This window comes from Hirschia maritima DSM 19733 (assembly GCF_000378345.1).
GTDB lineage: Bacteria > Pseudomonadota > Alphaproteobacteria > Caulobacterales > Hyphomonadaceae > Hirschia > Hirschia maritima.
Genome location: NZ_KB899544.1, coordinates 810,200 through 830,842, shown reverse-complemented (window position 1 = coordinate 830,842; position 20,643 = coordinate 810,200). Strand labels below are relative to the sequence as shown.

General features: G+C 45.2%; 18 protein-coding genes and 1 pseudogene. 9 read left to right on the top strand and 10 right to left on the bottom strand.

The window, feature by feature from the left end; all coding sequences use genetic code 11:
* The first annotated feature begins 138 nt into the window (after positions 1 to 138).
* Positions 139 to 1,560: a M48 family metalloprotease gene (locus F551_RS0103950; protein WP_155825755.1), complete on the top strand. Its 1,422-nt coding sequence runs from the start codon at positions 139 to 141 to the stop codon at positions 1,558 to 1,560.
* 70 nt (positions 1,561 to 1,630) lie between these two features.
* Positions 1,631 to 2,374, top strand: a complete 744-nt coding sequence (locus tag F551_RS0103945; protein WP_018996185.1) for a DsbA family protein — start codon at positions 1,631 to 1,633, stop codon at positions 2,372 to 2,374.
* A gap of 36 nt (positions 2,375 to 2,410) precedes the next feature.
* Here the strand turns inward: F551_RS0103945 and F551_RS0103940 are convergent, their stop codons facing one another.
* Genes F551_RS0103940 through thiS form a run of 3 tightly spaced genes read right to left on the bottom strand, consistent with a single transcriptional unit; the run spans position 2,411 to position 4,369 of the window.
* Complete coding sequence (locus F551_RS0103940; protein ID WP_018996184.1) at positions 2,411 to 3,286, bottom strand: glycoside hydrolase family 16 protein; 876 nt, start codon at positions 3,284 to 3,286, stop codon at positions 2,411 to 2,413.
* Between the two features lie 37 nt (positions 3,287 to 3,323).
* The gene (locus F551_RS0103935) at positions 3,324 to 4,112 is read right to left on the bottom strand and encodes a thiazole synthase (RefSeq protein ID WP_018996183.1); all 789 of its coding nucleotides are present in this window, start codon (positions 4,110 to 4,112) and stop codon (positions 3,324 to 3,326) included.
* The gene (gene thiS / locus F551_RS0103930; RefSeq protein ID WP_018996182.1) at positions 4,112 to 4,369 is read right to left on the bottom strand and encodes a sulfur carrier protein ThiS; all 258 of its coding nucleotides are present in this window, start codon (positions 4,367 to 4,369) and stop codon (positions 4,112 to 4,114) included. Before thiS ends, F551_RS0103935 begins: the two co-directional genes overlap by 1 nt.
* Before the next feature lie 52 nt (positions 4,370 to 4,421).
* On the opposite strand from thiS, the gene aroQ reads away from it, so the two are divergent.
* From aroQ to aat, 4 genes are read left to right on the top strand one after another with little or no spacing between them, the layout of a single operon-like run.
* Complete coding sequence (gene aroQ, locus F551_RS0103925; RefSeq protein ID WP_018996181.1) at positions 4,422 to 4,880, top strand: type II 3-dehydroquinate dehydratase; 459 nt, start codon at positions 4,422 to 4,424, stop codon at positions 4,878 to 4,880.
* Positions 4,873 to 5,352 (top strand): acetyl-CoA carboxylase biotin carboxyl carrier protein, encoded by a 480-nt coding sequence (accB, locus tag F551_RS0103920; RefSeq protein ID WP_018996180.1) that lies wholly within the window; start codon positions 4,873 to 4,875, stop codon positions 5,350 to 5,352. The genes aroQ and accB overlap by 8 nt, the downstream gene beginning before the upstream one ends.
* A 10-nt stretch (positions 5,353 to 5,362) precedes the next feature.
* Positions 5,363 to 6,706, top strand: coding sequence for an acetyl-CoA carboxylase biotin carboxylase subunit (gene accC / locus F551_RS0103915; RefSeq protein WP_018996179.1), 1,344 nt, complete (start codon positions 5,363 to 5,365; stop codon positions 6,704 to 6,706).
* A 10-nt stretch (positions 6,707 to 6,716) separates the two neighbouring features.
* Positions 6,717 to 7,655 carry a leucyl/phenylalanyl-tRNA--protein transferase gene (aat, locus tag F551_RS16185; RefSeq protein ID WP_018996178.1) on the top strand — a complete coding sequence of 313 codons (939 nt, stop codon included), beginning with the start codon at positions 6,717 to 6,719 and terminating at the stop codon, positions 7,653 to 7,655.
* A 35-nt stretch (positions 7,656 to 7,690) separates the two neighbouring features.
* Here the strand turns inward: aat and F551_RS17620 are convergent.
* From F551_RS17620 to F551_RS0103900, 3 genes and pseudogenes are all read right to left on the bottom strand, one after another.
* Positions 7,691 to 8,014 (bottom strand): annotated as a pseudogene (locus F551_RS17620) (DUF2155 domain-containing protein); the annotation flags it as partial.
* Positions 8,015 to 8,114: 100 nt separating this feature from the next.
* Positions 8,115 to 8,618 carry an MlaD family protein gene (locus tag F551_RS0103905; RefSeq protein WP_018996177.1) on the bottom strand — a complete coding sequence of 168 codons (504 nt, stop codon included), beginning with the start codon at positions 8,616 to 8,618 and terminating at the stop codon, positions 8,115 to 8,117.
* Positions 8,611 to 8,997, bottom strand: a complete 387-nt coding sequence (locus tag F551_RS0103900) for an NADH:ubiquinone oxidoreductase subunit NDUFA12 (RefSeq protein ID WP_026296634.1) — start codon at positions 8,995 to 8,997, stop codon at positions 8,611 to 8,613. Before F551_RS0103900 ends, F551_RS0103905 begins: the two co-directional genes overlap by 8 nt.
* Positions 8,998 to 9,184: 187 nt before the next feature.
* Between F551_RS0103900 and F551_RS0103895 the strand changes: the two genes are divergently transcribed.
* Positions 9,185 to 11,692: a TSCPD domain-containing protein gene (locus F551_RS0103895; protein WP_018996175.1), complete on the top strand. Its 2,508-nt coding sequence runs from the start codon at positions 9,185 to 9,187 to the stop codon at positions 11,690 to 11,692.
* Positions 11,656 to 12,267, top strand: a complete 612-nt coding sequence (locus F551_RS0103890) for a pentapeptide repeat-containing protein (RefSeq protein WP_233355201.1) — start codon at positions 11,656 to 11,658, stop codon at positions 12,265 to 12,267. The genes F551_RS0103895 and F551_RS0103890 overlap by 37 nt, the downstream gene beginning before the upstream one ends.
* A 70-nt stretch (positions 12,268 to 12,337) precedes the next feature.
* Here the strand turns inward: F551_RS0103890 and aspS are convergent, their stop codons facing one another.
* On the bottom strand, positions 12,338 to 14,152 hold the full coding sequence (gene aspS, locus F551_RS0103885; protein ID WP_018996173.1) for an aspartate--tRNA ligase: 1,815 nt from the start codon (positions 14,150 to 14,152) through the stop codon (positions 12,338 to 12,340).
* Positions 14,153 to 14,239: 87 nt separating this feature from the next.
* On the opposite strand from aspS, the gene rnd reads away from it, so the two are divergent.
* A complete protein-coding gene (rnd, locus tag F551_RS0103880; protein WP_018996172.1) occupies positions 14,240 to 15,412 on the top strand; it encodes a ribonuclease D in 1,173 nt (390 codons plus the stop codon).
* A gap of 42 nt (positions 15,413 to 15,454) precedes the next feature.
* On the opposite strand, the gene F551_RS0103875 is transcribed toward rnd, so the two are convergent.
* The 3 genes from F551_RS0103875 to F551_RS0103865 all read right to left on the bottom strand — a co-directional run bounded on the left by F551_RS0103875 (position 15,455) and on the right by F551_RS0103865 (position 20,559).
* A complete protein-coding gene (locus F551_RS0103875; protein WP_018996171.1) occupies positions 15,455 to 17,794 on the bottom strand; it encodes a serine/threonine-protein kinase in 2,340 nt (779 codons plus the stop codon).
* A gap of 206 nt (positions 17,795 to 18,000) precedes the next feature.
* The gene (locus F551_RS17040) at positions 18,001 to 19,023 is read right to left on the bottom strand and encodes an alpha/beta fold hydrolase (protein ID WP_018996170.1); all 1,023 of its coding nucleotides are present in this window, start codon (positions 19,021 to 19,023) and stop codon (positions 18,001 to 18,003) included.
* A gap of 192 nt (positions 19,024 to 19,215) precedes the next feature.
* Positions 19,216 to 20,559, bottom strand: a complete 1,344-nt coding sequence (locus tag F551_RS0103865; protein WP_018996169.1) for an MFS transporter — start codon at positions 20,557 to 20,559, stop codon at positions 19,216 to 19,218.
* Positions 20,560 to 20,643: the final 84 nt, after the last annotated feature.

Below are 20,643 nucleotides of genomic sequence, written 5' to 3'. Positions count from 1 at the left end.
TAAGTTAGACACACACCTCTGAGAACAATTGATCAATATTGATTGAACTCAGGGGTGTTTCTTTTTGTATCAATCCAATATGATGCAAAAGACTGGGAATATGTTGAATACCGTGGGGGTATGAAGGAGACCGTCTATATGGACGTGCTTAAACGTTTGCCACGTGCCTTGGCTCTTGCTAGCGCACTTATAATCACGCCTGTCGTTTCAGCCCAAGCCCAAGGCTTTGGTCTCATTCGTGATGCAGAAATTGAAACAACACTGCAAGATTATGGACGCCCTCTATTCGAGGCAGGTGGATTAAACCCAAATGAAGTTGATATTTTCATAGTCAACGACAATCGCCTAAACGCGTTCGTAACCGGTGGTCAAAACATGTTCTTTAACACGGGAACTTTGATCAAAGCCGATTCTCCTCAAGAAATCCTCGGTGTAATGGCTCACGAAGCCGGCCACATTATCGGTGGACACAACATTACACGTACACAAGCGATGGGATCTGCTGCTGGAACCTCTTGGATTGCATTAGGGCTTGGTGTTTTGGCAATCGCTGCTGGTGCTCCTGATGCTGGAGCAATGTTGATGGCGTCTTCCCAACACGCTGCGGCTCTAACATTCTTTAAATACACCCGTGTTGAAGAAAGTTCCGCAGACCAAACTGGCCTCCGCCTACTTGAACAAACAGGTATTCCTGCAGATGGACTCGTTTCGTTTATGGAGAAGATTCGTGTTTCTGAAGTTCTCTCAACACAAAGACAAGACCCATATTATAGAACTCACCCAGAAACAGGGCCACGCATTGGAGCACTGCGCCACCGTGCTAAAAGCATCACAGAAAACGCAGAGCCTTTACCTCCCATCTATCAAAAACAATTAGAAATGATGCAGGCAAAGCTTGTTGGCTTTCTTCAACCACGCGCAACATATACAAAATATCCTATGAGCGACATGTCTACTCCTGCAAGATATGCAAGAGCGATAGCAGCTCACAGAAACAATGACGAAACAGCCGCTCTTAAAGACATTGCTGCATTGATAGAAATTGAACCTGACAATCCTTACTTTGAAGAATTATACGGTCAAATATTGTATGAGAATGGAAAATTCGAAGAATCAATTCCTCATCACAGACGTGCATTGGAATTGTCCACAAAGCATTCTCTTTTGTATGTGAATTTAGCTCAATCTTTGATCGCTTTAAAAACTAAAGAAGCAAATGAAGAGGCTGAAGAATTATTACATATGGCCCTCATCCGTGAACCCGGAAATGGTTACGCTTGGCATCAAATGTCGTTTGCTCTGGGCGCACTTGGCAGACAAGCAGAAGCTGAATTAGCTACTGCTGAATCAGCATATGCCATAGGCGATTATCCAAGAGCAAATGTGTTTGCAAATCGAGCCCGTGAGGACCTTGAACAAAACACCCCCAAATGGCGTCGCGCTGATGATATTGCAGCTATAACCCAAGTTCAAATGCGCAATAATGGAGTTCGTGGCCAAAGACGACGCATCAATGGTGACTTCACAGCACGTATTCACGGACATGTGAACGCACACTAATACATTTACAAGACTATCTGCTGTATATAAACGCAAAACCATTAAACACGTCTGCAGGAATGTCTTGGCAATGCTAAATAGCTCTTTTTTTAAAACTACTATCGCTGGTGCAGCAATCGCACTTACATCGTGCTGCGCTCAAGCTGTATCCGAGCCAACGTCTGAAATATCTAAGAAAGACAAAGCTGCGCTGGAAAAAATCGTTCACGAATACATCGTCGAAAACCCAGAAGTTATTATTGAAGCCCTACAGGCATTGGAAGCGAAAGAAGAACTTGCTGATGCCAAACGAAAAGAGGAATTCTACCCTGCATTCCTTGAAATGGAAAACCTACCATCACTTGGGGATGAAAACGCACCCATTACTGTCATAGAGTTTTTCGATTACAATTGTGGTTTCTGTAAACGCTCGACTGATTGGGCTTTAAAACAAGCAAACGAAAAAGATGTTCGCTTTATCTTTGTTGAACTTCCAGTGCTCGATTCAGGTTCCAAGACATCAGCACTCGCAGCCCGCGCTGCACTCGCAGCAAACAATCAGGGCAAATACATTGAAATGCACATTGCCTTGATGAAAGCAAACGGCCTCACCAAAGGCAGAATTCTAAAAATTGCAGAGAATGAAGGCATTGATGTTCAGCAGCTATCCACAGATATGGAAAGTGCAAAAGTGTATCGTCAACTTGATGATATTATGAAGCTCGCACAAAAAGCTGATATTATGGCCACGCCTAGCTTCTATCTGAACGGTAAATTCGTATCAGGTGCGAATATTCCACTTTTGGAGAAACACCTTCGCGAAGCGCGCGGCTAGCGCATCTGCTGCCAAGATCAAATTATTCAGCGGAAATCAGTTTTCTGATTTCTGCTGATACACCCGAACCCAATCAATTAAAAAACGATCTGGATAATTCAAATCATTGATTTTACCTGACCAATATTCTTGGGTATTCTTGTCAGTGGCAATTTCTCCTGTGAATTTCAGCCAAACTGCTGACTGCGAAACACCGCCTGCCCTGCTGCGCCATGTCTCTTTTCCATCAACAAAAAAGACATAAGCCTCAGGCGTCCATTCCAGCGCGTATGTATGCCACTCATCTGTATCAGAAAGAAACCAAAGCTTTTTGCCTTTCACTTGATGAGCTCTGCCATATCCATCCCAATGCAAGGCATGTTGTGGACTACGAAGTCCGCCAAAAAGTTCGATAATGTCTATTTCAGTGCCATCTCGGCCTGAACCATCTATCTGCTCGACAGCATCAGAGAACAACCAAAAGGCGCCCCACCAGCCAGTCTGCCTTGGCCCTTTTAATCTTGCTTCAAAACGACCGAATTTCTGTTCAAAAATTCCTTCTGTAGACACCATGCCAGTGGCATAGTCCTTTGGATCATTGTCTTGATCATCATTTTGATTTTCAACAACTGAAACCAAAATCTCCAAATGTCCGCGCCCATCAAGCCTGACTTGATCTTTAGACCACCAGCCATCTGGTCCGTTTGAATTAGGTTTTCTGTTGTATTCCTGCGAAATCCACTTTTCTGGATCAGGCTGCCCTTCTCCATCAAATTCATCAGAAAAAGTCAGTTCCCACTCTGTAACAATCGGCGCATTCACGGCGCACTTTTGAAAACACGAAAAGCCCCCCAAAAACACTGCACTCAATATTGCTATTGAAACTGCAATGAATCCGGTTGTCGGCCATATCGACCAAATAATACGAGGCATAAAATCCGTAATCCGATTAAAAGAACGGTATTATTGTCTAAATCAATCCAGCCAATGGCGAAGATGGATCCGCATACATTTTCTTTTTCATACGTCCAGCAAGGTATGCTTCGCGCCCAGCAATCACTGCATGTTTCATTGCACGCGCCATACGGATAGGATCTTTAGCTTCAGCAATGGCTGTGTTCATCAACACACCGTCACACCCAAGCTCCATCGCAATGGCAGCTTCTGAAGCTGTTCCGACGCCCGCATCAACAAGTACAGGTACTTTAGCCTGTTCGACAATCAAACGGATATTGATTGGGTTCTGAATCCCCAGCCCCGATCCAATAGGTGCACCTAATGGCATGATTGCACAACATCCGGCATCTTCTAGACGGCGTGCATAAACGGGGTCGTCAGTACAATAAACCATCACGTCGAAACCCTCTTTAATTAGGACTTCAGCGGCACGCAATGTTTCAACCATATCAGGATAGAGCGTTTTTTGATCAGCTAGGACTTCAAGCTTTACCAGCTTCCACCCACCCGCCTCACGTGCCAAACGCAAAGTACGAAGTGCATCCTCTGCCGTAAAACATCCAGCAGTATTTGGAAGATAGGTGAATTTCTCAGGACTAAGATGATCGCTCAATCGTTCTTGTGTCGGATCCATCACGTTCACACGACGTATTGCAACCGTGACTATCTCTGCACCAGCAGCTTCAGCAGCCTGAGCATTCTGCTCATAGCTTGCATATTTTCCCGTTCCAATGATCAACCGAGAATTATACTCAACCCCAGCAATGGTTAGCGTATCTCTTGTTTGTGAATCAGCACTCATCAGCCGCCTCCTACAAATTGAATGACTTCCAAGCGATCACCGGCTTCCAACTGTGTGGAATCATAAACTGACTTTGGAACAATTTCTAAGTTGCGTTCTACAGCTAGTCCTTTCTCTGGCAATCCCAGTTCTTTCAAGAATTGCCCTAAAGTCACACCTTCTTCAGTTTCTTTTGGACTTCCATTAAGGATTAACTGCATTTTTAACGTCTCTTCTATCGTTTTTTTTCGTTTTTCTTCAAAATTACACAAGAACATGCTTGCGTCTTTATTCTCATCTTGCGAGTTTGCGAAAACTACGAGGGTGATAATGAGTCTTAATCTTTTTTGTCTAAATGGTCCAAACTTAAATCTTTTAGGTGAAAGAGAACCTGAGATTTATGGCAAGGATTCACTGAAAGACATCGAGAAAATCGCAAGCAAAAAAGCTCAAGAATTAGGAGCGAAACTTACGTTTCGTCAATCTAATCACGAAGGCGAGCTTATTGATTGGATTCAAGAAGCAAGAATTAGTGCTTCTGCGTTGATTTTAAATGCCGCAGCGTATACTCACACCTCCATCGCAATTCACGATGCATTAAAGACATTGGAAATTCCAATTATTGAACTGCATCTATCCAACCCACACTCTCGCGAGTCATTTCGCGCAAAAAGCTATATCGCTCCAGTCGCAGACGGAGTAATCGCCGGTCTAGGATCTGCTGGATATAGCCTAAGCGTCGAAGCGGCCGTCTCGCTCGTGAATAAATGGAAGAAAACACATGGCTGATAAAGTGGAAAAGCTAGACACAGCACTCATCCGCGAACTTGCTAATATCTTAACTGATGGAAATCTTGGCGAGATCGAAGTTGAACATGGCGAATTGCGTATTCGCGTTTCAATGCCTGAACCTGCTGCAGTTTCATATGCAGCAACTGCAGCACCAGTAGCAGCCGCTCCTGCGGCTCCGGTAGCTGCTGCAGCTCCAGTCGCTGCAGCCGCACCGGCAGCGCCTGCCGCTGACAATCCAAACGCTGTAAAATCTCCGATGGTTGGTACAGCCTATTTTGCTCCTGAACCAGGTGCAGCTCCATTTGTTGAAGTCGGTACTTCAGTGAAAGAAGGCCAAACAATCCTTCTTGTTGAAGCTATGAAAACCTTCAACCCTGTGACCGCACCAAAATCTGGTACTGTTAAAGAAATTCTCGTGAGCGATGGTCAACCAGTTGAATATGGCGAGCCACTCGTCGTCATTGAATAGGCTGGGCCCAATGATCAAAAAAGTACTCATAGCAAACAGGGGTGAAATCGCACTGCGTATTCACCGCGCCTGTAAAGAGATGGGCATTTCTACCGTCGCTATTCACTCCGAAGCAGACAGAAATGCAATGCATGTACGTCTGGCTGATGAAAGCGTATGTATTGGTCCTGCCCCATCTACAAATTCATATCTGAACATTCCTGCGATTATGGCAGCAGCTGAAATCACAGGCGCGGACGGTATCCACCCAGGATATGGTTTTCTGTCAGAAAATGCCAAATTCGCTGAAATCGTAGAAGCTCACGACATAGCATTCATCGGTCCTACAGCAGATCACATCCGCTTAATGGGTGATAAAATTGCTGCTAAAGATGCCATGATCCGTACAGGAGTGCCTTGTGTTCCTGGTTCTGATGGCGGTGTGGCTGATGTAGCTGCAGCTAAAAAAGTTGCAAAAGACATTGGCTATCCGGTTATCATTAAAGCATCCGCTGGTGGTGGTGGACGTGGAATGAAGGTCGCAATGACCGAGGCTGACCTCGAAACTGCGTTCCGCACTGCACGTACCGAATCAAAAGCTGCCTTTGGTGATGATGCCGTTTACATCGAAAAATACCTTCAAAAACCTCGTCACATCGAGATTCAGGTTATAGCTGATACGCATGGTAACGTGGTTCACTTAGGTGAGCGTGATTGTTCACTTCAACGTCGCCACCAAAAAGTGTTTGAAGAAGCTCCGTCACCTGCCCTTTCTGCCGCCGAACGCACAGAAATTGGTAAGCGCGTTTGTGCTTCTATCAAAAAGCTTGGATATCGCGGTGTTGGGACTATCGAATTCCTTTGGGAAGATGGTGAATTCTACTTCATCGAGATGAACACTCGTCTTCAGGTGGAACACCCTGTTACTGAGATGATTACGCGTAAGGATCTTGTTCAAGAGCAAATCCGTATCGCAGCTGGTGAAAAACTGTCTTTTAAACAGAAAGATGTACAATTCTTTGGTCATGCAATTGAGTGTCGTATCAATGCTGAACATCCAGAGACGTTTGTTCCTTCACCAGGTACGGTCAAGGAATTCCATGCTCCTGGCGGTCTGGGTGTACGTCTGGATTCTGCAATGTATACTGGCTACAGCATCCCGCCGCACTATGACAGTTTGATTGGTAAGCTAATCGTGCACGGTATGACGCGTGAAGAATGCCTTCTTCGTTTAAAGCGTGCCTTGGATGAAATGGTTGTTTCAGGCGTTGAAACGACACTTCCGCTGCACTTGCGTCTTGTTGAAAACAAAGATGTAGCCAAAGGTGATTATGACATTCACTGGCTAGAGCAGTTTCTGGCCAAAGAAGCTTAAGGCCTAAAACATGACTGGTGGCTTCGGCCCAAACGACCTATTAAACCTATACCGTCGCGGCGTTTTCCCTATGGGGGAAGACGCCGATGACAGTCAGGTATTTATCGTTGATCCGGATTTGAGGGGAATAATCCCCCTCGACGGTTTGTATGTTTCAAAAAGCCTTCGAAAAACTGTTCGCCGAGATGAGTTCCAAGTAACTTTCGATACAGCGTTTACTCAAGTCATGATTGAGTGTGCGACACCTGCAGAAGGACGTGAATCAACTTGGATCAACACTCCAATTATCAATCTTTATTCTGCCCTTCATAAGCAAGGAAATGCACATAGCGTTGAATGCTGGAAAGATGGCGAACTCGTTGGCGGCCTATACGGTGTTAGCCTTGGAGGCGCTTTCTTTGGTGAAAGCATGTTCTCAACGCAAAACAACGCATCAAAGGTCGCTCTTGTTCACTTGGTTGCACGTTTGATTGCAGGTGGATACGCCTTGCTCGACACACAGTTTATCACCCCTCACCTTGCTAGCCTTGGTGCAGAAGAAATAACGCGTGTAGAATTTCAAAAAAGATTAGCAGACGCGCTCAGAATCGAAGGAAACTTCTACTCTGACCTATTCCTTAGTTCCAATGAAGGTTCTTCATCTGAAATTTCGTCTGAGGCATCCGGTGCAGGAATCACTATTGAATCAATAAACGAAGAATTTGATGTTTCAGACGGTGGAGATGCAACGACATCCGCTTCTTCTATAAAAATCGGTTCTGCATTGTCGAGTGACAATTCTGCACCCCCATCCTCCGAGGAGCCATCGGAAACTTCCGACGAAATCGCTTCAGCAGATACAGAAGACGTGTTGCCATCTAAACCTAATCCAGCTTCATCATACAACTCCAGAGGCGCGGTTTCACTCCCAGGTAAGGCCGCACTACAGCTGATAACCCAGACATCATAAAGAGAGTGTTCCAGCGCGTTTAAACCAGGTGAACTTGCAAACATCCAGCCAGAAAACAAGCGTGGATCATCATCTTTCGCTGTTCCAGTTTCCGCGTTCACACCCATTGAAATTACTTCAAGATATGCTGCGGATTCTGGCGGTTGCTCTTCAGGTGGCGATTGATGGCAAGCTCGCACCGTGAACCCCAAACCTCCAAATTGAACGGTGTCGTCCAATTCTATTTCAATATCAGTTGCTTTACCGGTGACTTTTTCCAGCGCACGAACTTTTACTCCAGGTCGTGGATCCAATGCATACGCCTGTTGCACTCCTAATATTCCAACACATGCGATCGCTGTTAGACTATTTTTCAGCATATATCGAAAACTCCGGTAAAAGCGCGATTCTATTCTATCATTGCAATATCATATGCCCAAATGTGTTGGGCATATGTCAAACTCTATGTTTTTCAGCTTGTTATTGGCCAGCTGTGGAACGATTTGCAGAAATCGCATCCGCAATATCTTTCAAACGACCATCCAATTGCCCTGCAAATTCAGTCAGTAGTGGTCCAAGTTCAACTGATCCACTGGTGTAGGTCAGTTGATCACCAGGTTGAAGCATGTCGAAGCCACCGCCCGGCAATAGCGCAATGTGTGGCCCTGATAAAAGACTGTCGGATGAGATTTTTGCGGTTGTATCCTCATCCAATTCTATGCCTTCAGCTACAGACAAAGTGATCATCGGAATAAGACGTGATTTATCAAGCTCCACACTTGTCACCACTCCCACTTTAACTCCCATAAGACGCACATCTGTTCCTTGGGATACACCGTTAATGGGCCCAGTGAACTGAGCTTTCAGTTCGTAGCTGCCATTTCCGACAGCCGTTTCTGTTTGCTGCATAGAAAACCAGACAAAAGCGCCTGCTACAGCTACAACAACGATACCTACTATCGTTTCAAACATTGAATCACGCATTGGGGTCCCATGCCTCATAATCACTTGCAGTCTTAGTACGGTCATCCTGACGCGCTAAACTGCCTTTTGGTTTGTATGCCATCAGCGTACCTGTCAGGTTGGGCTGATGAGGTTGTTCGAAAGACTTTTTCTCCAATGGTTCTTCCGTTGGAGGTTTGTCAAAAGTATGGTGAAGCCAACCATGCCAATCCGCCGACACGCGAGAAGGCTCTGCAGCACCATTGTAAATTATATATCGCCGTTTTCGGCTTTCTTGGCTCGGTTTCTTTTCTTCATAGAACTTATTGCCCCACTCATCTTCACCAATGAAAATTGCTCGTCGATTCACATCAAATCGAGTTCCTACAGTCGCATTCTTCCACCAGCCAATAACAGACATGAGCGCTCCTTTAGCGATTTGATGTGAATGTAGTGATCCCGAGCCTCCACGTCCACCTTGAAACACGCATTGATTTCATCAATCATACGTGATTCAAAATCTTGTGGGAAAAACCACACATTCACACAACATATATTGCACTATTGCCCTGATTTGCGCAGATTAACCATATTCAGGGAGATTTTTTATGGCGCAACGCAGGACTAAACAGCCGACTCAAATGCTCGCTCCACTTATGGCCGCGGGAGAAATCTGGTTAAAAACAGATAGATCGGCATCCATGAACTCTGCTGAAGCAACAGATTATCTCAATGGTCTGGCTACAATTGATGCCGAATCATCTGCAAAATCATCTATAACAAACGCTCTCACAAAGGGGCGTATATCCCCCCTTATTCCACTTGGCACAGCGATTGGTAGTGTTAGTCCCGCTCCCATATCATCGGGTGGCGCTGAAATGGCCATTGCTGAAGCTGCAACAGTGGCCGCTGCACGCGCTGCAACAGCGCAAGGTTTTGCGTCTCTGGCAGACGCCCTTGAAGGTCTAACCATCGATACTGATGATGAAGGGATTCCCACAGAAGATGCTCTCACTGATGCATTGCGATGCGGTGCCGATGCAGATCTTCTCGAAATTGCGCTTTCTACTCCCGGCGGGCCTCGCGCAGCAGCAGCAGCACTGAGGAAACAAGCAGCCGCAGCAAAAGACACTGGAACAGTTCATCTAGGATTGACCAACTGGTCAGACGCATCAGCTGAAAAACTTGCCGATGCTGCCAACCGATTGGCTGGTTTAAGAATTGGGCTCCAAGTTAATCACACAACTAAAACCGCTCCCAACGCCAAAGCTCCAGCTTTAGTTCTGAATCTGGGAGCGTACTTTGATGAGAGAACATTCGCAGAAGAATCTCTTCGCTCTGATTTAGTGGATATAAAAGCAACTTTCCCTGGTATCGTTGTGATTGTCGCTGGATTGGCAGCAACTATCATGTCTGAAGGATTGGCTTTCGATTCTCCGCAAGGCCGAAACCGAGCCAAAGAGATTTCAAATATTCTCAAAGAATATCACGTTGCAGATGCAAAAGATAAATCAGGCATTCGCTTCGCTTTCTTGCGCCCATCGCCCGATGCGGTCGCTTGGTTAAACCTTGAAAGCCTTGGTGTTGATCCAGTAGTTTCTCTAATTTCCTCAGCTGAAGAAGATGAAAACCGCTTTTCTCATTGTGCGGGTTTGGCTCTCAACAGTGCAGCAACAGAGAGCCAGAGACAGGATGTTGCTCTGCGTGTTCTTGGTGCGCGGTCATTAGATCAGATCGACGGATTAGAACGCAATCGGTTGGCTGAACGCGGCCTTACCAATGAAGCGTTGGACCGTATTGAGCAAGCCATCCGCGATGGTTTGCCTCTGCGCAGCGCATTTTCAAGATGGGTAGTTGGTGATGACACCATCCGTAAACGCCTAGGGCTTGCGCCTGAAGCTTTTGAAACAGATGGCGAAGCACTTTTAAAAGCGCTCGGTATATCTGCACGAGAAATAGAGGAAGGTCGCTCTGCCGTTCTAGGTCGTAGACGGCCTGTCTCAGATCCAAATTCAGATCTCGCACATGTCTTCTATCTTGCACACCAAGCAAGAGCAGGTGCCTGCATAAGGTTTGCCTTATGCATCAAAGAGGTTTTCGATGCACCTCTTCTACTCACCGTACCAACGAAGGAAACTTCTGCGGCAACTCGGCAGGATCTTCAGCTTTGTTTTGATGCAGCCATTGAGAACGACCTGAGTCTTCGTATTGAGCCATCCAAACCGCAAATCAACGAGACTATTCTCGAGCGGTTGGCAGAGGCTGAAAAGCGCGCATCAACGCCACCTGCATTTGTACAAACACAAACAATTGCACCACCTCAAGCGCAACCCTTAATTCCAAGCTCTGTCCAGGCTCCAGAAACTAAAGTTGAGCCTGGCCAATTTGCGTCTCGCGAACGTCTTCCAGACCGCCGGAAGGGCTATATTCAAAAATCCTCTGTCGGTGGGCACAAAGTCTATCTTCACACAGGAGAATTCAAAAATGGGAATCTGGGTGAAATATTCATTGATATGCATAAAGAAGGCGCTGCTTTCCGATCATTGATGAACAATTTTGCCATCGCAATTTCCATCGGTTTGCAATACGGCGTTCCACTTGAAGAATTCGTAGATGCATTCGTTTTCACCCGATTTGAACCAGCTGGTGAGGTCACAGGTAATGACTCGATCAAATCAGCGACTTCTATCTTAGACTATATTTTCCGTGAACTGGCTGTTTCCTATCTTGACCGTGAAGACCTTGCAGAAATGGATGGTCTATCTTCAGATGGATTAGGCAAGGGAGAAGGTGATTCAACTCGCAATGCGCCTACCCCGCAGGATGCTGTGCAGTTAATTTCCAAAGGATTTAGTCGCGGCGCTATTCCTGACAACATCGTGTTCTTGGATGGCGCTGGTGCCCGATCAAATGACGACATGGAGATCACAGAAGAAGCTGAACAAGATGTTGAAGCTGCACGCCCTGCTCCCATCACTCCTCCTTCTGTGCCAGATGACGAAGATCAACCCAATTATCTAGGTGATGCTTGTCCCAATTGCGGTCATTTCACTCTTGTTGAAGATGACGGAGTTGCCATATGCGATGCTTGTGGTGCCACGGTGCAAACAGCTTAGAATTCACTCGTATTCAAGCTGGCTTCATTATTGCTATGATACAAACAATATCGTTGAATCCTTTGAAGACAGGTATCGAAATGAAACGCGCCCTAACTGCTCTTGCTTTTGCATCACTCATCGCATCTCCTGCTTTCGCTCAGGATGCTAACGACATTGCTTCAGTGAAAAGTGGTGCAAAATCTTGTTCAGGCTGCAACTTGTTTCAGGCAGATTTCAGCATGGATGACCTGTCAGGCAGAAACCTAAGCGGTTCCCGCCTACGCCAAGCCGACCTTGAAATTGCAACAATGGATAAAACCAACCTTTCGGGCGCAAACCTAAGCGTTGCCAACATGTTTGGTATCCGCATGCAAGATGCGAACTTGAAAGGTGCAAACCTAAAAGATGCAACTCTCGTTGGTGGCTGGTTTGGGGGAGCTGACTTTACAGGAGCGAACCTCGAAGGCGCTATCCTTTCAGGTTCATACTTGAAGACTGCCAAAGGCCTAACACGCGCCCAACTATCTGCTGCCTACTGCGACGCTTCAACCGAGCTACCCAAAGGCTTAAGCGCTAGTATGTGCAGAAGATAAAGCGCAAAAAAAGGCAGCCATAACAAATGACTGCCTCCTAATCTTAATCCACCACTTCAACAGTGATTTTTTATTTCTCGACTTGAACCAAGCGGAGAGAAAGTTCTCTCAGCTGTGCATTTTCTGCTGGCGATGGAGCGCCTAGAAGCAAGTCTTGTCCTTGCTGGTTCATTGGGAACATGATCACATCGCGGATGTTGTCAGCTCCAGCTAGAAGCATGACGATACGATCAATACCCGGTGCGATACCACCGTGCGGAGGTGCACCATATTTAAACGCATTCAGCATGCCGCCAAATTCTTGTTCTACAACCTCAGGCCCATAACCAGCTAGCTCGAACGCTTTGATCATAATATCTGGGCGGTGATTACGAATAGCACCTGAAGATAGCTCTGTTCCGTTACACACAATGTCGTATTGGTACGCAAGAATTTCGAGTTTTTTCTCGTCTGTGTCAGCAGCTTCCAAAACTTCCAAACCACCTTGCGGCATTGAGAATGGGTTGTGTGAGAAGTCCACCTTCTTGTTGTCTTCATCCCATTCATACATTGGGAAATCAACAATCCAACAGAATTTGAAGATGTCTTTTTCAACGATGTCGAGCTCTTCACCAACTTTCAAACGCGCAGCACCCGCAAGCTTGTAGGCATCAGACTTCTTACCAGCTGAGAAGAAGATACCGTCTCCAGCTTCAAGACCCATTTTTTCCAATAGCTCGTTAAGAAGCTCAGGTTGGAAGTTTTTCAACACCGGGTCTTGGCTGTCTACGCCGCCGCCATCAGCTTCTTTCAGGCGTGCATACCCAAGACCTGGGGCTTGCATTTCTTTCTTCGCCCACTTGTCCATGTCGTCGAAAAATTTACGTGATTTTTCAGCAGCCGCTTTTGGTGCAGGCACAGCAATAACTTTACCGCCACCCGCGATAATCTTAGCAAATATGCCAAAACCAGTTTTGCTATCATCAGCAAAAAACTCAGTCACATCACAAAGCTCAATTGGGTTACGAAGATCTGGTTTATCAGAACCATATTTTTCCATTGCTTCTTTATAAGGGATGCGCGGGAATGGAGCAGGTGTTACTTCTGTTTCGCCCGAGAATTCATCGAACACGCCATGCATAACAGGCTCGATTGCAGAGAATACATCTTCCTGCGTTACAAAGCTCATCTCAATATCTAGCTGATAGAACTCAAGAGAACGGTCTGCACGAAGGTCTTCATCACGGAAACATGGTGCAATCTGGAAATAACGGTCGAAACCGGACACCATCATCAGCTGTTTAAACTGCTGAGGGGCCTGCGGCAGAGCGTAGAAATTGTTCGGGTGCATACGTGAAGGCACCAAGAAGTCTCTAGCGCCTTCAGGAGAAGATGCAGTCAGAATTGGAGACTGATATTCTGTAAAGCCTTGCCCCTTCATACGTTCACGCAAATACGTGATTACATCTGCACGAAGCTGAATGTTTTTGTGAAGAGTGTCACGACGCAAATCCAAATAACGGTGCTTTAAACGAATCTCTTCTGGATAATCTGGCTCACCAAACACAGGAAGAGGCAATTCGTCAGCCGCAGATTGGATCTCTAACTGCTCAATAACCACCTCGATCATTCCGGTATCGAGGTTTTCGTTAGCAGTTTCTTCAGAACGAGCGACCACATTTCCTGTGATAGATACAACACTTTCGACGCGAAGGCGCTCTAAAGTGGCAAAATGTGCATTATCTGGCTGAACTACGCATTGCGTTAATCCATAATGATCGCGTAAGTCTATAAATAACAGACCACCATGGTCTCGCTTACGATGAACCCAACCGCTTATGCGAACGGTTTCACCTACATGTTCGGATCTTAGTTGGCCACATGTGTGCGTACGGTAAGCGTGCATTCTTGGAGTCTCCGTTGAGAAAGTTTGGCGGACAAGCACACCCTTTAGGGCCACTTGTCAAGCGATAGCGATTAGGAAGGAGCTGGTGTGCCATCAAACACCCGCGATGAATTGAAGTTAGTAGCAGACACTGACGAGCTTATCAAAGCCTGTGAGGAGCTGAAAAAGGGCGAATTTATCGCCGTAGATACTGAATTTCACAGAGAATCGACCTTTTGGCCGAAACTCTGCCTGATTCAGGCAGCCACACTCGAGTTTGACTGCCTGATTGACCCATTATCACCAAACATAGATTTAAAACCATTTTTAGATCTTATGGCTGATACATCGCGTGTGAAAGTTTTTCATGCTGCGCGTCAGGATATGGAAATCTTCACAAAACTGATCGGCACTCCTCCTGCTCCAATATTTGATTCGCAGATTGCAGCTATGGCCTGCGGTTTGGGCGATTCCGTTTCTTATGAAAATTTGGTCTCTCAACTATTGAAGGCCCGAATAGATAAATCTTCTCAATTTACAGATTGGCAGCGCCGCCCTCTTACTGACAAGCAGCTAGATTATGCGCGCGGAGATGTAACTCATCTACGTCACTGTTATGTAAAGCTGAAGACAAAGCTGGAAAAGCTAGATCGCATGGCGTGGATCGAAGAAGAAACCGAAATTCTAGTCAATCCACAGACATATGACACGAACCCAAAGAATGCCTGGAAACGGATGAAGATTCGTAAGCCTCGCAAAGACTATCTGGCATTGATCGCTTCTGTTTCGGAATGGCGTGAGGGACTTGCGCAGGAGCTGGACAAACCACGCTCACGTATCCTCAAGGATGACGCTGTGCAGGAAATTGCTCAACAAAAGCCTCGCGATGCAAATGCGATGGATCGCCTAAGAGCAGTGCCTAAAGGGTTTGCCAAGTCTAAGCATGGCCAAACACTGCTGGACGCGATTAATGCCGCCATAGACAATCCTGATGATTATGCGCCTGTAATACCAAAACGCCCTAATAACACTTCACCACCCGGTGCCGTGGGCGATCTATTGAAGGTACTTTTAAAGCACGTCGCGGAAGATGCTGAGGTTGCACCTAGATTAATCGCCAATGCCGCGGATGTAGAACGTATTGCGTGCGATGATGAGCCAGATGTAGCTGCTATGCGTGGCTGGAGACGTGAAGTTTTTGGTGATCTCGCACTGCGTCTGAAGGAAGGCAAAATCGCCCTCGCAGTGTCTGATGACGGCGTCAAAGTTTTTGATGTTTAAAAAAAGGCTACTTTAATTGCCATATTCTTGGCACCTTAGACATTAAGGTGCCAGACTATCCAACAAGCGTTGATACATAAATTTTACAGTTGGATTAGAAAAAGTCTCACCTGCATTAGGGTATTCACTTTGAAGTTTTTGAGAAACTTCACTCTTGTCTGCCCCCTCTACGACGTCAAGCATTAGCTCCGTCAGAAAAAGATTGTGCATATGAGGATGATCGATCGGCACCTGCATTTTTAAAACGTCATCTTTTGCGCCTTGTAATTCTTGTCGACTAGCTTCCACTTTTCCCAACCGCATGAGAACTTCGGAACGTACTGCTCGAATTCCTGGCGAGCCTTCCGCTGGAAGTCCGGCATATTTTGCCATCAATTCTCCCGCCTTTCCCAAGTTTGAGAAGGCTTTGTCATAGTCGCCCAATTCTATTTGAACCATTGCCAACAATCCATGGCACTGACCTATAATTCCGTTTTCTCCTAGAGCTTCGGCATCTTCTGTTGTACATCTGGAAAGGTAATTTTCCGCAAGCTCCAAATTCCTATAATCAAACAGGTACATAGCGCCAATTCGAGCCTTAAGAATCGGCCGCGATGGACTAATATGTTCTGGATTGCGATCATACACATCGTGACTTTTAACTATGTATTCAAAGCTCTTTTCCATCTCCCCCATATATTCATATAGCTCTCCTTTGATACCTAAGCCTTGAATTTCCATCTCAGGACGCTCTGCAGTTAAAATTAATTCGTCGACATGGCGCATTCCCACAGCAATATCTTCATCCGCGAAAGTTATACCAGCGATACGATTTGCTGCTGCGGCACGATCAAAAGCAGGTCGTTTTCTCATTTCTAATTTTGCAAGAGTTTCACGCAACACGGGTAGAGCTTTTTCGTATTGGCGGCTGTCATACAATGCACTCGCATAAATCTCCTGGCCCGCTTCCACAAGCGCTTGATTTCCAACTTTGTCCTTTAGCCATTCACTTGCGATTTTCTCCAGCGAAACGTAATCATGCCGATTAGCAAAACTACTAACCAGCGCATAACTTGTTGATGCGGCAAGGTCTGGGTCTTCTTCTCGGTTTTCATAAGCCTTTTCCCATTCGGCCATGAGCGTCTCAGTCAAGGCTTCTGTATTTTCATCGCCAAATGCTTTTTGCAAAAGCCCAGAAAAAGTCTGTTGCGACAAAAGAAGCGCCGAACCGCGCTCATACTGCCATTGTACTTCTTCCAACGCTGTTTCAGCCCTATCGCGTTCGGTATTCGCTGATTTCAGCGCGAAACTTGTAGACGTTAGACCTCCAACCAATGCCAACACCAAAGCAGAAGCTGTGGCAGATACAACGGGATTACGTTTAAGGAATTTTGAGAGCTTATAGCTTCGCGTATTCGAATAAGCCGCGACAGGTTCTCTGTTTAAATGACGTTCTAGGTCAGCGATCAAGCTACTTACAGAACTGTAGCGATCATCTGGCGAAGTAGCTACGGCCCGAGAGATAATAGCCTTTAGCTCTTTATTGATTTTGGCATTGCTAATAATCACCCCGGCATCGGATTGACGCTTGGGTAGATCGCCCAACAAAACCTTATGCAGAAGAACACCTAGCGAAAAGATATCTGTCGCTATTGTCGCTTCATTATTGGTAAGTTGCTCTGGCGCAGCGTACGCAAAAGTCATTGCGCGTGGTGTATGCACATCTTCAGAAATTTCGGATGCGATACCAAAATCAATAAGCTTTACCTGTCCGTCTGCCGTAACCAATACATTTGAAGGCTTCAAGTCACGGTGCAATATTGATCTTCTATGAACGTATTCAACAGCTTTTGCGACGTCCAGAACTTTATCTAGTTTTTTGTTTTCATTTATATTATTTCGTTCGAGATATTCATCCAATGATATCCCGTCCACGAAATCCATAATTAGATAGGATAGGTCGTTCTCAAATACCCCCCCATCAATAATTCGGACAACAGCTGAATGTTCCAGATTTGCTAATCTCTGTCTTTCTTGATCAAAACGCTTCCTCTGGGCATCAGATTGTATTCGAACAATTTTCGCAGCCGCAACATGCTCATAAACGCCATCTGCACGTTCTGCTTTGTACACAGCCCCCATTCCACCAAGGCCCAACAATTCACCTAGTTTCCAATTCCCAATCTGTGTCCCAGCGGAAATAGAATCTATAAAATCTGGGTATTGAGCTTGAGGTGACGAAGTCTTTAAAAAAGAATCCGCCGATCTCTTTCGATTCACAAAAGAAGATACAGCCTTAGCAATATCAGGCTCTGTTTCTTCAAGTTGTTCAAAATGCCGCGTGGCTTCTTCAAATTCTAATGTTGCTAATGTTTCAAGCTCAAAGTCTACACGATCCCACACAGCATTGCCCCTAAACTGCTAACCTAAAATTCCCTTCACAAGCCTTGCATATGTTATCTTGATTTGTCCAACATTCCTGTAACATTAGAGTAAGTTAAATGAAAAATCGCTCGATTATTGCTGTTTTGCTTACAAGAACAACAGTACTCAGAAACTAAATCAAAGCTGAATAGAACACCTTGCAAAAGTAATCAGATTTCAGTTCGCTAATTTGCTTCGATCAAAGCACGTATTTCTCGTACGACATCTTCCTTTTTATCGAAATGTGGACGATGCCCAATATTGGAATAAGAGATAACCTTCAAATTGTCCGAGGCTGCTTTTAAATCAGATACAAGCTCCGGGGTAACAACGCGGTCCTCTTCTCCATAAATAAAAATGGCGGGATTTGTTAGACGCACTCCTCGCCCAGGATAAAAGTCCAAATCAGCCAAAGAGCCGAAATCTGGAAAATTCACACGATACCAATTGATAAATTCATTCAATCGCTTCGCATTTCCGATATCCTCTCGATATCTCTCTCCTTCCTCTAGAGAAATAATGCCTTTTTCTACAAAAGGCTGAAACGTCCCTTCCCAGATAGATTTCTTTGCATTCATAACTTTTATGAGTATGGGATTGCCGCTTTTAAAGTAATCTACATATGAATACACTTCTTTATGTTTATCATCGGCATCAATTCGAGGCATCACAATGTTGTAAGGTAGTGCGCTCATCGCTGTGACAGTGCTAACTTTGTCAGGATTGACTTGCGCATAACCGGTTACCAATGATGATCCCCAGTCATGCCCTACTAGATGTGGCTTTTCTAAACCAAGCTCATCAATCAGTAGCCCTAAATTCCCGACTAAATTTTCCATTTCATACGCGGATTTCGATGACGGCACTTCTGAACGACCGACACCCAAACCATCTACTGCTATGACCTGATAGTCCGATTTGAACGCCTCCATCAAACCAAACATCGTGAACCAATAAGATGGAAACCCATGCACAAAAATTATGGGCTCTCCTTCACCAGCCGTCACATAGTGAATTCTTTCACCTTTTTCACCAACATAACCTTCAGTGTATGATGCGTTTTGCATTCCAAGTTTGTTTGCTAAAACTACTGCTGGGTCAGGCTTGTTTATATCTGTTGATATTGGCCATACCGACCAAGCTAAGGCTCCTGTCAGAGCAATTACTATAATTGCAATTACCGTCAAAAATAATTTCGCAACTGACATTAATGCAGCCTCCCACTCATTTTTTGAGTGATACCGTACATAATTAGATGAAAACTGCAATATTTATTGACCAATTTTACAATAAAGTATTTTCACCAATTCAGTGTGAGTTAGAAGAAAGACGCAAATTCGGTCATTAAAAAGCACCTCTGTCAGCGACAAAGGTGCTCAATTTTAAAAATCAGTTTAAAGCTAACCGTGCTCAACATTCTTAGGTAGAAGTATCAACGCGATAACAGCAACAAACGACCCAATTGCCATCAAGGGAAACACTGTAAATATTGTCATTCCGGCAGTGAACAAAACCCCAGCTAACCATGGACCAATCATGGCACCTCCACGTCCTGTTCCCAGCACTAATCCAGAACCTGAAGCAAGAACACGCGGCGGGAAAGCCAGAGCAAACATGCCAAACCCTCCACTAATCACACCATAAAACCAAAACCCAGCAATACCGGCTACGATATGCATTGTTTCCATACTGCCTGTTGAAAACGGGAATGCGACAACAGATATACCCGCTCCAATTAATGAAATAATCATCAGATTTTTCAGAGGGAATATTTTGGTTAGGAATGCAATTGCAAATGAACCTAAAAGCCCCGTCAGACTAATAGTCGCTAGAATTTCAGTTCCCTGTAGCTTTGTATAACCTAGATCAACAACTTCAGGCGGAACCCATTTGATGAAGAAGTAATAGGTTGCGATCTGACTACAGTAGAAAAAGATCATCAAAGTCGTGATTTTTCCAACACTTCCTTTGAAGAGCTGAGAAGGTTTAATGATTTCACCAACAGCAAACTCAGTTGTCACTTTGTATTCTTTTGTATGCCCAAACCGTTTGAGGGTTTTATCAATTTGATCATTCGCTTTGTCAGACTTCTTCTGCTCCAAAAGCGAAATAGATTCAGGAACAAAGAAGAAAACTATTGGCACAAACACAACACTCATCAGTGCGCCGAATTTAAAGATATCTCTCCAAGAACCAACCTCCAACAAAACACCAGAAAGTTTGCTGGCGATAAACACGCCAAACGTATATCCACCCGCGATGAGCGTAACACACAAGCTCCGGTTCTTATCGTTACTATATTCGGATGACATTGCTGTTGCCGAAGCGAGCAAACCACCAATACCAAGGCCAGTGAATACGCGAGAGCCTCCCATAACCCCCATGCTTTGAGCCATGCCCGACACCAGCATTCCTCCGGTGATAATTAGCAAACATACAAGCATGATAAAGCGTCGACCGACAGTATCTGACAAACGCCCCATGAAGATCGCCCCGATAGCCATCCCCAGAAATTCAAGAGGCAAAATCAACCCAAGCTGTGCTTTTGATAAGTCCCACTCTGCCTTTAGTTCTGAAGCAGCTAAAGCAATGGACATCACATCATACCCATCAAGCGCCATTGCTAATATACAGATGATAACAACCAACCATTGCCCCATCGTCATTTTAGACTGGTTTAAAACTTCATTTGGACTGGGCAGCATCTTCGCGCCGCCGTCATCACCCTCTGTTTCGATATTCATATAGACCTTTTCCTCCCAATGAAATTGGCAGCATGGGCGAGCTCTAATCGTCTCGTTTTATCATGCTGTTACAGGCTGTATCTA